Here is a 14,578-nt window from a genome sequence, read left to right as displayed (position 1 = left end):
GAACCTCCTAGTTAGTCTTCCGCAATCCAACTACGCAGTAACTTTGCAAAATCATCAGGCTTTTCTTTCGCCATTTTTTCAAGTTGCTTACGACGCATTGTAGCTTCCGTTTCAATTTCTTCATTAATATCATCAATCATCAATTCTTCTTGTTCTTCTAGGATACTTAACTCTTCTTCTTCCTTCGCACGTTTACGTGAACGGATAATAAAGAATGCAAGTAATAGAATAACAGCTAGTAAAATACCTCCAACTACCCAAACCCACCATGGGATAACAGGTGTTTCATCAGCAGTATCAGCTACCTTACCATTTAACGGTTGGACAGAAACAGCCACTTTTTCATCAATTTGCTCTTGAGTAAGTTCCGCTGCTACATCCTTTGAAATTGTTGTACGAACAATTGTACTTAAAATTTTCTCAATGTCTTGTTGTACACCATCAGGTAATGATGCAGCGTCTGTAGCTGTAGGTGGTTCAACAATTACTTGGATGCCAATATCTTGAATTTTATATGGTGCTTCTTGAATATCTTTACGAATACGGTTGACGTCATTATTAATAGTTTCTTCCGTACGTTCATAATCACCATTTCCTGTTGCACCCTCATTGTATGTTGTGAAATTATCTGTAGTTGTTTCAGCCTCAGGTGTACCCATTGCTGCATTACCAGTACCAGAATATTGCTCTGTAATACGTTGGGCGCTAATCGCAATCCCTTCCATATTCTCTTCATCAACTGGTGTCACTAAGTTCTCTTCACGATTTTCCTTTTTAAAGTCAATGTCTGTTGTAACAGAAACAATTACTTTATCTTGTCCCATCAGTGTTCCTAGCATATTTTGCACTTGACGTTGTAGGTCACGTTCAACCAATTTCTTCATTTGTAATTGACCTTCAGCTGTTGTTGTCGATGTACCATCTGTTGTTGCAGCATTTAAATCAAAGTACTCTGAGAATTGATTCGAGATCACAATGTTATCAGTTTTTAAATTCGGAATACTTTTTGAAACTAAGTTGTACATTGTTGCAATTTGTTGTTCTGTAAACTTATAGCCAGGATCTGTATTCAATACAATGGATGCAGTCGCATCTTCTTTTACATCCTGTATGAAAACTCCTTCTTCAGGAAGAGTGATCATCACTTTTGCATCTTTTACGCCCTCTAGATTTTTGATAAGCTTAGCGATTTCTGTTTCAGTTGCGGCTTTTTTCAATAAATTGAATTCATTGTCCGTCATACCGAAGCCAGAACTATTAGCAAAAGAGTAATCGATTGTTCCAGTCTGAGGATATCCTTCTGATGCTAGTTGCACCAATAAAGAGTCAACCTGTTCTTGAGGCACTAATATAGATGTGCCTCCTGGGGCAATTTCATATTTTACACCTTTAGAATCCAATGCTTCTTTTACTTGCCCAATTTCTCTTGTGGATAAATCTTTATAGAGCGGAACATATGTAGTTTTTGTTGCAAAAAACGTAATGATGGCTGCAAGTGCTATCACACCTACTACAGAACTAAGCATTACTATTTTTTGTGTTTTACTCCGACTTTTCCAAAATTGGCTGGTGTCGGTTTTTATTTTCGTCAATCGTTCATTCATTATGAATCCTCCGGTTATAGTGAATAACCTAGCAATCAATAATTCGCGATAACAGTGGAATCTCATGGAAGTATTGAATATAAATGTGCCGTTCCATGAGAAGCCTAATTAATTGGATTGGTGTCTTTCTTCACCAACGCAATTAAATTAGACACTCATTCGCATTATTTCTTGGTAAGCTTCAATCACCTTATTGCGAACTTCAAGTGTTGCGTTTAATGTAATGCTCGCCTTTTGAGATGCAATCATTACTTCGTGCAACTCCACATCTCCACCAGTTATTAGCTTTTGTGTTAAATTATCAGAAGTGATTTGCTGATCATTCACTTTCGCTATTGCCTCTTTTAACGAATTCGCAAAGCTTTGTTGCGCTTCGTAAGGTGTCGTTTTTAGTTTATTTGTTTCATTTACAACCTGAGTAGGTGTCATTAGTGAAACGGACGAAATTGCCATTATGTATCCATCCTTTCTTTATGTTTATTTACCAATCTCCAACGCCTTTGTCAGCATGGACTTATTTGCATTTAAAACTGTTATGTTCGCCTCGTATGAACGAGTAGCAGACATTAAATCTACCATTTCTTTTAACGGGTCAACATTTGGCATGTTGACATAGCCTTCTGCATTTGCATCCGGATGTGTCGGATCATACACTAATTTGAAAGGTGTTTCTGTATCTTCCTTAATTTGCGATACTTTTACGCCATTCCCCACGCCACCTTTAGCATTTTTTCCGAGTGCAACATTAAGAAACTTTGAAAATTGCCCTTCCTGCGCGGAAAAAGTGACAGACTTCCGGCGGTATGGCTCCCATTCCCCATTTACTTGTTTAGCACGAGTTGTATCCATGTTTGCCATATTGGAAGAAATAACATCCATGCGTAACCTTTGTGCTGTTAAAGCAGAGGCAGTGGTATTCATTCCATGAAATATAGACATTTATTACTTACCTCCTTTAATAACTGTATTGAGTGTATTTAACTTACCATTTACACGGTCGATTAAAGCATTGTAGTAGATTTGATTTTCTGCTAATTTCGTTTGTTCAGCATCCATATCTACAGCATTTCCGTTATTTCGATATCGTAAGCCGTCAACATTATGGACACCTGGTGTCGATTGTCTTATTTCGAAATCATAATGTCTACTATCTGTGCGATATGCCGAAATAGAAATTTGTTTCTCTTTCTCCAACATATCCTTAAAACTTACACTTTTCGCCTTATAATTTGGTGTATCGACATTCGCAATGTTATTTGCGATTGTTTTATGATTCAAAGTTGCATAGGAAAGTCCGTTTTCCAGGCTACTAATAGTTCCTCCAAATAAGTTCAAAACCATTCACCTCATTTTAATTCAATCTATGTACTTCTTATTTTATCCAATAATACAATTGTAATTAAGATGATACGTAGTGTCTATTGTCTTTTGTCATTTTTTAATAGTAGATACGCCCTATTTTTTCAGAAGTTTAACCGGGACAAATATGCCCCATCCCTTGGGGCACTAAGCGTCGATGCGTTTCGTCTTATTTCTAGTTATTTTACACTATTTCGACAGTGTTTACTGTATTAGTATCAATTATCTCCCTGTTTATTACTAGACAGGGTTGGATATAAATGACAAATTGTGATTTTTCGGTTAAAAAAAGTCCCTTTTTACTATTTTTAATATGATTATATAAGTAACCTTCTAGAAATGTAATTATGAAAATTTTCGCACATCGACAAAAAAGGCTATTGAAATGCATACCCCATTGTCAGATGTACTATCTTCAAACTGAGTACTTTTCAGTTGCTTCTCTGAAAAATTCTTTATATGCAAAGATTGAATTACGCGGAAATTAGCAAGTTATTCTCGGATAAGCATTAATTCTTTGCTTAACGGATTTTAATTGTCCCTTTGTTTTGCTAAAGCTACCTCCCCTTTTCCACAATAAACAGACCTTAGGATGCAGTTATTGCACTTACAGAAGATGGATTTTAAATTTCCCTACTAAAAAAGCCCTACCATATTTTTCCCTATTAAAAATACAAGATTGGTACCATTCACAAAAATGACACATATACCATTTGTTGAGATACCATTTGCACGTAAGAAAAGCTAAGTAAGGCTTAACATATTAACAATGTATATAGTTGAGATAACTAAAACAACGCTTAGTTACAGTGAAAAGCTCCCTCAAAATCATTTGAGGGAGCTTTTTTAATTATTTCATTTTAATTTCAGCAAGTGCATTTAAGAACTTATCGTTTAATACTTTAATGTAAGTTCCCTTCATACCTAGAGAGCGTGATTCAATGACACCCGCAGATTCTAGTTTACGTAATGCATTGACGATTACTGAACGTGTAATACCTACGCGGTCAGCAATTTTTGAAGCAACTAATAAACCTTCGTTACCATCTAGCTCTTCAAAAATATGTTCAATCGCTTCTAATTCACTATATGAAAGTGAGTTAATCGCCATTTGTACAACAGCTTTGCTACGCGCTTCTTCTTCAATCTCTTCTGATTTCTCACGTAAAATTTCCATACCTACTACTGTTGCACCGTACTCAGCTAAAATTAAATCATCATCTTCAAATTGAGCTGATAAACGGGCTAAAATTAAAGTACCTAAACGTTCACCGCCACCAACGATTGGAACGATTGTTGTTAAAGCGCTTTGGAATAAATCTTTATTTTCTACAGGGAACGCAGTATGTTCATTATTTATATCTAGGTTTGAAGATGTTTCAGAAATTGTAAATAAGCTATGTGTATATTCTTCTGGGAATTGACGCTCTTCGAACATTTTTTTCATACGCTCATTTTCAATTTGTTGGTGAATTGAAATACCTAAAAGCTTACCTTTACGGCTCACAATATAAACGTTGCTGTCAATAATATCACCTAGTGTGTCAGCCATTTCTTTAAAGTTTACCGGCTTACCTGCAGATGCTTGGAGCATCGAGTTAATTTTACGTGTTTTTTCTAATAAGTTCATTATGTGTTCCTCCTATAAATAATCCATACCGTATTTATTTAATATTCTAAAGTTTTTTACAATTGAATGATACTAACAAGCCTTGCCTATAGTATAAACTGTGACAAATCTTTGTTTTTTACAATACCCGCTAGCTTCTGGTCAACATAAGCAGCTGTTATTTCAATTTGCGCCGGTGCTATTTCAGAAGCTTCAAACGATAATTCTTCTAACAAGCGTTCTAAAATTGTATGCAAACGACGTGCACCAATATTATCGGTTTCTTGGTTAACCTCTGTAGCAATTTCTGCAATTCGTTCAATTGCATTTTCTGCAAAATCGATTGCTACACCTTCTGTTTCTAACAATGCTTTATATTGCAAAATAAGTGATTGATCTGGTTCCTTTAAAATACGAACAAAATCTTGCTTCGTTAATTTTTCTAATTCAACACGGATAGGGAATCGCCCCTGTAATTCTGGAATCAAATCGGATGGCTTTGACATATGGAAAGCACCTGCTGCAATGAAAAGCATGTAGTCTGTTTTGACCGCCCCATACTTTGTCGTCACAGTAGAACCTTCGACAATCGGCAAGATATCGCGCTGAACACCCTCGCGTGAAACACTGGCAGAAGAGTTCGTGTCTTTGCTTGCGATTTTATCGATTTCATCAATAAATATAATCCCAGATTGTTCTGCTCTAGCAATCGCTTCTTGTGACACCTCATCTGCGTCAATCAGCTTATTTGCTTCCTCTATAGTTAAAATACGACGTGCATCTTTTACTTGCACTCTGCGTTTTTTCTGTTTTTTAGGCATTAAGCTAGACAACATGTCTTGCATCCCACTATTGGCAGACATATCCATTCCTGTTCCTTGCAATGCATCAAAAATCGACGGACTTTGCTCCGTTACTTCAACTGTAACCCACTCATTTTCTAATTTGCCATTGCGTAAATCAATTGCGATTTGCGCACGTTTTGAGCGCACTTCCGTTTCTTCAGAAGATGTATCATCATGCGTTTGTTGTTCTTTGCCACCAAATAACATTTCAAACGGATTTTGCATAGCCTGTTTTTTACGTAAAGAAGGGACAAGTAATTTTACAATGGCTTCATTTGCCAATTCTTCCGCTTGCTCCTTCACAGACTCCATCATCTCTTCCTTCACTAGACGATGAGCAGCCTCTACAACATCGCGTACCATTGACTCCACATCGCGTCCAACGTAGCCCACTTCTGTAAATTTCGTTGCTTCAACTTTCACGAATGGTGCATTCGTAAGCTTTGCAATTCTTCTTGCAATTTCAGTTTTCCCAACTCCAGTTGGTCCAATCATTAAAATATTTTTTGGAATAACCTCAGCCTTCATATCATCCGCTAGAAGAGAACGACGATAACGATTTCGTAATGCAATAGCTACCGCTCTTTTCGCCTCATTTTGCCCTACGATAAAACGATCCAAATGCTCAGTAATTTGTCTTGGCGTTAAGTTTTGTGGTGTCATTAGTTAAGTGCCTCCACGATAATATTATGGTTTGTAAATACACAAATTTCAGCGGCAGTTTCTAACGCTGCCTCCGCAATCTCTCGGGCAGTCATTGTTTCACCTGCATATTTTTTTAGAGCTCGACCTGCTGATAATGCATAATTCCCACCAGAACCAATTGCTAAAATACCATCGTCTGGTTCGATCACTTCTCCCGTACCAGATACAAGGAGTAGTGTACTTTTATCCATTACAAGTAACATCGCTTCTAATTGGCGTAGCATTTTATCACCGCGCCATTGTTTTGCTACTTCTACAGCAGCCCGCTGTAAATTCCCATTATATTCGTTTAATTTCGCTTCAAACATTTCAAAAAGTGTAAATGCATCAGCTACCGACCCCGCAAAGCCTGCCAGCACCTGACCATTAAACAGACGTCTGACCTTCCTTGCAGTTCCTTTCATGACAACCGCATTGCCAAGTGTCACTTGACCATCGCCAGCCATAGCGCACCCGCCGTTATGATGTACCGCAAATATCGTAGTCGCATGGATTTGTCCCATTTGCCTTCCTCCTTAGCCTCTATTATGCCCTTGGATGGGCATTCATATATGTTTGACGAAGATGCTCATTTGTTACATGCGTATAAACCTGTGTTGAAGTTAAATGCGCGTGGCCCAGTAACTCCTGCACCGTCCGTAAATCCGCGCCATGATTCAGTAAATGTGTAGCAAAAGTATGGCGAAGCATATGTGGGTATATTTTCGTATGGAGTGAGGTCTTGTCAATCATTTCATTTAAAATATGACGTACCCCTCGTGGTGTAAGTTCCCCACCACGCATGTTGACAAATAATTGCTCATGATTTGTTTGTTTCATCAAACGTGGACGAGCCTGCTCTATGTAGTGCTGTATAGCCACACTCGCAAATTGACCAAATGGTATAATACGTTCTTTTCTTCCTTTACCCATTACCCGAACAATAGAATAACGGAAATCTATATCCCCTACCATAATGGATGTGAGCTCACTCACACGAATGCCCGTTGCATATAATAACTCTAAAATCGCCATATTGCGCAACGATTTCAAATCATCGCCTACATTCGCATCAAAAAGCTGCATTAATTCTTGTTCGTAAAAAAAACTTGGTAAACGTGATTCTTTTTTCGGATGATAGAGCGATCGAAAAGCGCCATCATCCAAGCCGTGCTGTTTATTTAGAAAGCGAAAAAAGGAGCGGATTGATGAAATCTTCCTTGATACAGAAGTTCTTGCTTTCTTTTCATCGTACAACTTCGTTACATATAGACGTGCATGTATATACTCAACACTAGCTAAATCATTAACGCCTTCTGCCTGTAAAAACGCTAAAAAATCCAGTAGGTCTGATTCATATTCTCGCACAGTATGAACAGAGAAGTTTTTTTCTACCTGGATGTAAAGCATAAACTGTTCAAGTGCTTCTTGGGACGAAACTAACATGAAAGATTCACCACCAATGAATTATTCGTAACCTTCTCTCATTACTATTACCAACAAATTCAAATGGTAAAACAATTGCGGCCATCTAAATCAATTTGTTGCTTTAGTAATCTTTAAAAAACATACATATTGACACTATACCTATCTTCGTAATATAGCAAGTGAAAATGGTTATATTTTGAGAAAATCTCTATACAAAATAATAAAATACGTGTAAATAAGCATTTTGTCTACATAAAAGAAAAAGCCTCTAAGAGTATATCAACTTTTAGAGGCTTTTGGCAATTAAATTGTTTGTGAATTCACAAAATTTTGAATTGTGCTCATTGCACGTGCAGCATGCATTTCTGCACGTTCTGGTTTTGAACGACGTCCAGGTGGTAATTCAGGGAATATGCCAAAGTTGACATTCATCGGTTGGAAGTTTTTCGATTGTGCTTCTGTTATATAACGCGCCATACTTCCTAATGCCGTTTCGAATGGGAAAATAATTGGCTCTTGTCCCAATGCTAAACGTGCCGCATTAATGCCAGCAATTAAACCGCTTCCTGCTGATTCTACATAACCTTCTACACCCGTCATTTGACCAGCAAAGAAAATATTTTTTTGTTCACGTAACTGATATGTTTTCTCTAAAACTTTCGGTGAATTAATGAAAGTATTTCTGTGCATTACACCATAGCGTACGATTTCAACATTTTCTAGTCCAGGAATTAGTTGTAGTACTTCCTTTTGCGGCCCCCACTTTAAGTGCGTTTGGAAACCTACGATATTGTAAAGGGTACCCGCTGCATCATCTTGGCGCAATTGTACTACCGCATATGGTCGTTTACCTGTTTTTGGATCTTCAAGCCCTACTGGCTTCATCGGTCCAAATAACATTGTTTTTTCACCACGAGCTGCCATTACTTCGATTGGCATGCAGCCTTCAAAATAAATTTCTTTTTCAAATTCTTTTAATGGCACAACTTCTGCTTCAATCAATGCTTGGCGGAAACGATCGAATTCTTCTTTTGTCATAGGACAGTTTAAATAAGCCGCTTCACCTTTATCATAACGAGATTTTAAATATACTTTATCCATATCGATGCTATCTTTTTCAATAATTGGTGCAGCTGCATCATAGAAATATAAATAGTCGAGACCTGTTAATCCTTGAATTTTTTCAGCTAGTGCTTTTGAAGTGAGTGGGCCTGTTGCAATAACCGTAATGCCCTCTGGAATTTCTGTAACTTCTTCATGTATTACTTCCACTAGTGGGTGATTTTTTACCGCTTCCGTTACATAGCCTGCAAACTCATGACGGTCAACTGCAAGTGCACCACCTGCTGGTACTGAGCATGCATCAGCTGCTTTTAAAATAACAGAGTCTAATAAACGCATTTCTTCTTTAATAACACCTACTGCATTTGTCAGTGTATTAGCACGTAACGAGTTTGAACAAACAAGCTCTGCAAATTTATCAGTATGGTGGGCAGGTGTTTGTTTAACAGGGCGCATTTCATAAAGTTTAACTTTTACTCCACGTTTAGCAATTTGCCAAGCCGCTTCACTTCCTGCAAGGCCAGCACCTATTACATTTACAACTAGTTCAGTCATGTTCTTACCATCTTCCTATCATTGTGTTGGTGTCTCTTCATAGTCACATTTCGTACACTGAATTTGTACACCTTTTTTTAATTTTTTCTCTACTAATAATGCACTACATTTCGGGCATGGTCTACTAATCGGTTTATCCCATGATACAAATTCGCATTCTGGATATTGATTACATCCATAAAATAAACGCTTTGTTTTACTTTTACGCTCAACAATTTCACCTGTTTCACAAGAAGGGCATTTAACCCCGATTGGCTTCATAATTGCTTTTGTATTTCGGCAATCTGGGAAGTTCGAGCAAGCCATAAATTTTCCATAGCGCCCCAGTTTGAATACCATTGGTGAACCACATTTTTCGCAATCCTCACCAGCCGGTTCATCTTTAATTACTACTTTCTCCATTTCAGCATCCGCATGCTTGACATGAACTTCAAAGTCTTTATAAAAATCATCGATTACTTCAACCCATTTACGACTACCTTCTTCAACATCATCGAGATCTTGTTCCATTTTTGCTGTAAATTCGATATTGATGATATCAGGGAAAAATTCCAGCATTTGTTGGTGGACAATTTCACCTAGCTCTGTCGGCATAAATCTTTTGGCATCAAGCACAACATAGCCGCGGCGTTGAATTGTATCGAGGGTCGGTGCATATGTCGACGGTCGTCCTATTCCTAACTCTTCCATTGTTTTCACAAGACGCGCTTCTGAATAACGCGGTGGAGGCTGTGTAAAGTGTTGCTTCGGTTCGATTTCAAGTGATGTCACCTGATCGCCGATTTCCATTTCCGGTAGAAGTTTCGTCGTTTCTTCTGTTTGATCATCTGTACCTTCAATATAGAGTTTCATAAATCCGGCAAATTTGACCTGTGAACCGTTTGCACGGAATAAAGCATCATTATTCTGAAGATCTACAGCCACTGTATCTAGAACAGCAGGGGCCATTTGACTCGCAATAAAGCGCTCCCAAATCAAACGGTATAAGCGTAGCTGATCGCGACTAAGCACTGTTTTTAACTCATCCGGTGTTCGCATCGTACTTGTTGGACGAATGGCTTCATGGGCATCTTGCGCATTCGATGCTTTTTTGGCCTGCTTTGTTTCTGTCGAGATATATTCTTTCCCATACTTTGTCTCAATATAAGAAACCGCTTCCGCTTTTGCAGTTTCAGATATACGTGTTGAATCTGTACGCATGTACGTGATTAAACCGACTGTACCTTCTTTTTTACCAATATCAATACCTTCATACAATTGCTGTGCCAGCATCATCGTTTTCTTCGCACGGAAATTTAACTTTCGCGCTGCTTCTTGTTGTAAAGAAGATGTCGTAAAAGCAGGCGCAGCATTTCGTTTACGTTCTTTTTTCGTCACATTGACAACTTCAAATGCTGTACCTTTGACATTTTTTAAAATCGACTTTACTTGCTCTTCATTCGATAATTTGATTTTTTCTTTGCCGTTACCGTAATACAGTGCATCGAATGTCTTTTTGCCCTTTTCAAAAGAGCCTTCAATCGTCCAATACTCTTCTGGTTGGAAGTTTTTAATTTCATTTTCACGATCAATGATCATACGAAGTGCAACCGATTGTACGCGACCTGCTGATAAGCCCTTCTTTACTTTTTTCCAAAGAATTGGGCTTATATTATAGCCTACTAGACGATCTAACATCCGACGTGTTTGTTGAGCATCCACTAAGTCCATATTAATGGCACGTGGGTTTTTAAAGGAATCTAAAATCGCATCTTTTGTAATTTCATTAAAAACAACTCGACAGTCTGAATTAATATCAATATTTAATGCCGTCGCAAGGTGCCAAGCAATCGCTTCTCCCTCGCGGTCTGGATCGGCCGCTAGATAGACTTTCTTCACTTTTTTAGCCGCAGACTTCAGTTCCTGTAAAACAGGTCCTTTTCCGCGAATTGTAATATATTTAGGTTCGTAATTATTTTCAGTATCTACACCCATTTGACTTCGTGGTAAGTCACGCACATGTCCAACAGATGCTTTTACTTTATATTTTTTTCCTAAATAACGTTCAATTGTTTTTGCTTTTGCTGGTGATTCTACAATCACTAAATAATCCGCCATCTATGTCTCCCCCTTAGCGAGGTCTATTGCTAATTTTTTAAGTTACCTGTTGCAAAATGTATAACAGATTTTAAGATAATGCAACTTTTTTTCAATTTTTGCTAGAAAAGAGCGAAAGTGTTTCAACGATTTGGTGACCATCGCACACGGGTATAGCTCCTTCTATAAGTAATTTATTTGTCCCTTTTGACTGCTCTTTATTAATCGGTCCGGGAACGACAAATACATCTTTGCCTTGCTCTAATGCGCATTCTGTCGTAATTAACGTCCCACTTTTTAGCGCAGCCTCCGTGACAACGATTGCTTGAGTCAGACCACTTATTAGCCGGTTACGCATAGGAAATTGCCATTTTGCCGGTCGCATATAAGGTGGATACTCTGTAACAAGTAAATGGTTTTCTGCCATGTGCTGAGCAAGTGCTTGGTTTTCCTTAGGATAGACATAATGAAAACCATGACCTAACACGGCAATTGTTTGTCCACCAAATTTAATCGTCGCTTCATGAGCCATTGTATCAGCACCTCGTGCAAGCCCACTGACAACCGTATATTCGTGCGCAACAAGCGGAGGGACGATTAAGTCCATTGCCGTTCTTGTATAGGCTGTAGCCTTTCTAGAGCCTATTATAGCTATCCGTTTATCTCTTGCTAGCAGAGCAGACTGACCTTTCACATACAATACAGTAGGTGGACTAGGTATTTCAAATAATTGCGCCGGGAAATATGGGTGATTAAATGGTATGGGGAAAATATTTGCTTGTGCGTAAGCCTCTTCAAATGGCAAGTGTCGAACACGTTGAAAATTCCGAATCATTAGCAGCGCTTTTTGCCATGTTATTTGCAATGCACCCGCAATCTCTTCAGGGTGCGCTTCTTCAAAATAACTCAATACATCCACCGGGGACAATAATTGTTGAAGTTTTTGGAGTGGTAATGGATATATATAATGCATAGCTAGTAATCTCTGTGTATCTACTGAGAAAATCATTTAAAAACCTCCTTTATAATAGAAGAAATTAAATGACCGCAATTGTTATTTCAGCACAAAAAAATAGAATATGACCCGTCCTGTAGCTTCGCCTTGTCGACTTTTGTTGTGTGCGTTTAGCATGTAACTGTACAAACACCGCCGTTTGTAAAGCTACGAACAGGTTTACCATCTACCGAGACAGAGAAAAAGATGTAGCCACAATGTGCTACATCTTCCATTTTAATGGGTTTTACATTTTTCGTATAGCCCTTTTTCTTTAATTACCTTAATAAGTGTTTCGCCGATAACAGAAGGTGTTTCAGCAACTTCAATACCAGCTTCGTTCATTGCTTTAATTTTTTCAGCAGCCGTTCCTTTACCGCCAGAAATAATGGCACCTGCATGTCCCATACGTTTCCCTGGAGGTGCTGTTTGTCCACCAATAAAGCCAACAACCGGCTTTGTCATATTTGCTTTAATCCACTCAGCTGCTTCTTCTTCAGCAGTACCACCAATTTCCCCAATCATGACAACTGCATATGTTTCAGGGTCATTGTTGAATGCTTCAAGGGCATCGATAAAGTTAGTCCCATTTACAGGGTCTCCTCCGATACCTACAGCCGTTGTTTGACCAATACCAGCTTGCGTCAATTGGTGTACCGCTTCATACGTTAATGTGCCAGAACGTGAAACTACACCAACATGCCCTTTTGTATGAATATAACCAGGCATAATACCAATCTTACACTCATCAGCCGTAATAACACCTGGACAGTTTGGACCAACTAGGCGTGTTTTTTTGCCTTCCATAAAGCGTTTAACCTTCACCATGTCAAGGACAGGAATATGTTCTGTAATACAAATTGTTAATTCTAGCTCAGCATCAACAGCTTCTAAAATGGCATCTGCTGCAAAAGGTGCTGGTACATAAATAACCGATGTTGTTGCACCTGTTGCTGCTACAGCCTCAGCTACAGTATTGAACACAGGTACGCCTTCAATTTCAAGACCTCCCTTACCAGGTGTTACGCCTGCTACGATTTTTGTACCATAATCAAGCATCTGCTTCGTATGGAATAGCGCTGTTTCGCCTGTAATCCCTTGTACAATTACCTTTGTATCTTTATTAATAAATACAGCCATTGTTCTCCCTGCCTTCCTTAGCCTACTAGTCCCACAATTTTTTGTGCACCGTCAGCCATTGAGTCTGCTGCCACGATGTTTAAACCTGATGCATTTAAGATTTCTTTACCAAGCTCTACGTTTGTACCTTCTAAACGTACTACTAACGGTACAGATAAACCGATTTCTTTGGCTGCTGTTACTACACCATCAGCGATAATGTTACACTTCATAATGCCGCCGAAAATATTAACGAAAATACCTTTTACATTTGAGTCAGAAAGGATAATTTTGAAAGCTTCTGTTACTTTCTCGGCTGTTGCGCCGCCCCCTACATCAAGGAAGTTAGCGGGGCTACCGCCATAGTAACTAATTGTATCCATCGTTGCCATTGCTAGACCCGCACCATTTACCATACAGCCAATGTTGCCATCTAGTGAAATATAGCTAAGATCATATTTCGATGCTTCGATTTCTTTTGGATCTTCTTCATCAAAATCGCGTAATTCGACAATATCTTTATGACGATACAACGCATTGGCATCAAAATTAAATTTAGCATCTAGTGCTACAACCTCTCCTTGTCCAGTGACAACAAGTGGATTAATTTCTACTATTGAAGCATCTTTGTCGATAAATGCTTGATATAAACCTAACATTAATTTAACAGCTTTCCCTACTAGGTTTGCTGGAATATTCATATTAAACGCCATACGACGTGCTTGGAAGCTTGTTAGTCCAATTACTGGATCAACAACTTCTTTGAAGATTTTTTCTGGATTTGTTTCAGCTACTTCTTCAATATCCATACCGCCTTCTTCTGAACCCATAAATGTTACACGAGAAGTAGCGCGGTCTAATACTAAACTTAAATAATACTCTTTTTGGATATCAGAGCCCTCTTCAATATACAAGCGTTTTACTTCTTTACCTTCTGGACCTGTTTGATGAGTTACTAAAATTTTACCTAATAACTCTTTTGCGTATGTACGCACCTCATCAAGGTTTTTTGCGATTTTGACACCACCAGCTTTACCGCGTCCACCTGCATGAATTTGCGCCTTGACCACGGTTACATTTGAGCCAAGTTCCTTCGCTACCTTCACTGCCTCATCAGGGGAAAAAGCAACTTTTCCATTGGGTACTGCAACACCATATTTTCTCAGAATCTCTTTCCCTTGATATTCATGGATATTCATAATACATCCTCCCATCAAACATTTGCATAAAATTGTTTTACTAA

General features: G+C 38.4%; 13 protein-coding genes. All 13 read right to left on the bottom strand.

Annotation, left to right across the window (positions count from 1 at the left end):
• Positions 1 to 11 precede the first annotated feature (11 nt).
• On the bottom strand, positions 12 to 1,604 hold the full coding sequence (gene fliF, locus T479_RS04885; protein ID WP_025218791.1) for a flagellar basal-body MS-ring/collar protein FliF: 1,593 nt from the start codon (positions 1,602 to 1,604) through the stop codon (positions 12 to 14).
• Between the two features lie 147 nt (positions 1,605 to 1,751).
• Complete coding sequence (fliE, locus tag T479_RS04880) at positions 1,752 to 2,057, bottom strand: flagellar hook-basal body complex protein FliE (protein ID WP_025218790.1); 306 nt, start codon at positions 2,055 to 2,057, stop codon at positions 1,752 to 1,754.
• A gap of 24 nt (positions 2,058 to 2,081) precedes the next feature.
• Positions 2,082 to 2,543: a flagellar basal body rod protein FlgC gene (gene flgC, locus T479_RS04875; RefSeq protein ID WP_024362038.1), complete on the bottom strand. Its 462-nt coding sequence runs from the start codon at positions 2,541 to 2,543 to the stop codon at positions 2,082 to 2,084.
• Positions 2,544 to 2,546: 3 nt separating this feature from the next.
• Positions 2,547 to 2,939 (bottom strand): flagellar basal body rod protein FlgB, encoded by a 393-nt coding sequence (gene flgB / locus T479_RS04870; RefSeq protein ID WP_024362039.1) that lies wholly within the window; start codon positions 2,937 to 2,939, stop codon positions 2,547 to 2,549.
• Between the two features lie 874 nt (positions 2,940 to 3,813).
• Positions 3,814 to 4,593 (bottom strand): GTP-sensing pleiotropic transcriptional regulator CodY, encoded by a 780-nt coding sequence (gene codY / locus T479_RS04865; protein WP_024362040.1) that lies wholly within the window; start codon positions 4,591 to 4,593, stop codon positions 3,814 to 3,816.
• A gap of 86 nt (positions 4,594 to 4,679) precedes the next feature.
• Complete coding sequence (gene hslU / locus T479_RS04860; RefSeq protein ID WP_024362041.1) at positions 4,680 to 6,080, bottom strand: ATP-dependent protease ATPase subunit HslU; 1,401 nt, start codon at positions 6,078 to 6,080, stop codon at positions 4,680 to 4,682.
• The gene (gene hslV / locus T479_RS04855) at positions 6,080 to 6,625 is read right to left on the bottom strand and encodes an ATP-dependent protease subunit HslV (RefSeq protein ID WP_024362042.1); all 546 of its coding nucleotides are present in this window, start codon (positions 6,623 to 6,625) and stop codon (positions 6,080 to 6,082) included. Before hslV ends, hslU begins: the two co-directional genes overlap by 1 nt.
• Before the next feature lie 22 nt (positions 6,626 to 6,647).
• Positions 6,648 to 7,547: a tyrosine recombinase XerC gene (gene xerC, locus T479_RS04850; RefSeq protein WP_024362043.1), complete on the bottom strand. Its 900-nt coding sequence runs from the start codon at positions 7,545 to 7,547 to the stop codon at positions 6,648 to 6,650.
• A gap of 285 nt (positions 7,548 to 7,832) precedes the next feature.
• A complete protein-coding gene (gene trmFO / locus T479_RS04845) occupies positions 7,833 to 9,146 on the bottom strand; it encodes an FADH(2)-oxidizing methylenetetrahydrofolate--tRNA-(uracil(54)-C(5))-methyltransferase TrmFO (RefSeq protein ID WP_024362044.1) in 1,314 nt (437 codons plus the stop codon).
• 18 nt (positions 9,147 to 9,164) lie between these two features.
• On the bottom strand, positions 9,165 to 11,243 hold the full coding sequence (gene topA, locus T479_RS04840; protein ID WP_024362045.1) for a type I DNA topoisomerase: 2,079 nt from the start codon (positions 11,241 to 11,243) through the stop codon (positions 9,165 to 9,167).
• 91 nt (positions 11,244 to 11,334) lie between these two features.
• Positions 11,335 to 12,231, bottom strand: coding sequence for a DNA-processing protein DprA (dprA, locus tag T479_RS04835; RefSeq protein ID WP_025218789.1), 897 nt, complete (start codon positions 12,229 to 12,231; stop codon positions 11,335 to 11,337).
• 222 nt (positions 12,232 to 12,453) lie between these two features.
• On the bottom strand, positions 12,454 to 13,356 hold the full coding sequence (gene sucD / locus T479_RS04830; RefSeq protein ID WP_024362047.1) for a succinate--CoA ligase subunit alpha: 903 nt from the start codon (positions 13,354 to 13,356) through the stop codon (positions 12,454 to 12,456).
• Positions 13,357 to 13,373: 17 nt separating this feature from the next.
• Positions 13,374 to 14,534, bottom strand: a complete 1,161-nt coding sequence (gene sucC / locus T479_RS04825) for an ADP-forming succinate--CoA ligase subunit beta (RefSeq protein WP_024362048.1) — start codon at positions 14,532 to 14,534, stop codon at positions 13,374 to 13,376.
• Positions 14,535 to 14,578: the final 44 nt, after the last annotated feature.

Source organism: Lysinibacillus sphaericus, assembly GCF_000600105.1.
Classification (GTDB): domain Bacteria; phylum Bacillota; class Bacilli; order Bacillales_A; family Planococcaceae; genus Lysinibacillus; species Lysinibacillus sphaericus.
Note: the sequence above shows the minus strand (reverse complement) of the source record. Positions and strands in the feature narration are given on the sequence as shown.

Bases quoted from the DNA above. Each gene is read 5' to 3' on its own strand.
- fliF (WP_025218791.1), bottom strand. From the start codon at position 1,604: ATGAATGAACGATTGACGAAAATAAAAACCGACACCAGCCAATTTTGG.
- fliE (WP_025218790.1), bottom strand. From the start codon at position 2,057: ATGGCAATTTCGTCCGTTTCACTAATGACACCTACTCAGGTTGTAAAT.
- flgC (WP_024362038.1), bottom strand. From the start codon at position 2,543: ATGTCTATATTTCATGGAATGAATACCACTGCCTCTGCTTTAACAGCA.
- codY (WP_024362040.1), bottom strand. From the start codon at position 4,593: ATGAACTTATTAGAAAAAACACGTAAAATTAACTCGATGCTCCAAGCA.
- hslU (WP_024362041.1), bottom strand. From the start codon at position 6,080: ATGACACCACAAAACTTAACGCCAAGACAAATTACTGAGCATTTGGAT.
- hslV (WP_024362042.1), bottom strand. From the start codon at position 6,625: ATGGGACAAATCCATGCGACTACGATATTTGCGGTACATCATAACGGC.
- xerC (WP_024362043.1), bottom strand. From the start codon at position 7,547: ATGTTAGTTTCGTCCCAAGAAGCACTTGAACAGTTTATGCTTTACATC.
- trmFO (WP_024362044.1), bottom strand. From the start codon at position 9,146: ATGACTGAACTAGTTGTAAATGTAATAGGTGCTGGCCTTGCAGGAAGT.
- topA (WP_024362045.1), bottom strand. From the start codon at position 11,243: ATGGCGGATTATTTAGTGATTGTAGAATCACCAGCAAAAGCAAAAACA.
- dprA (WP_025218789.1), bottom strand. From the start codon at position 12,231: ATGATTTTCTCAGTAGATACACAGAGATTACTAGCTATGCATTATATA.
- sucD (WP_024362047.1), bottom strand. From the start codon at position 13,356: ATGGCTGTATTTATTAATAAAGATACAAAGGTAATTGTACAAGGGATT.
- sucC (WP_024362048.1), bottom strand. From the start codon at position 14,534: ATGAATATCCATGAATATCAAGGGAAAGAGATTCTGAGAAAATATGGT.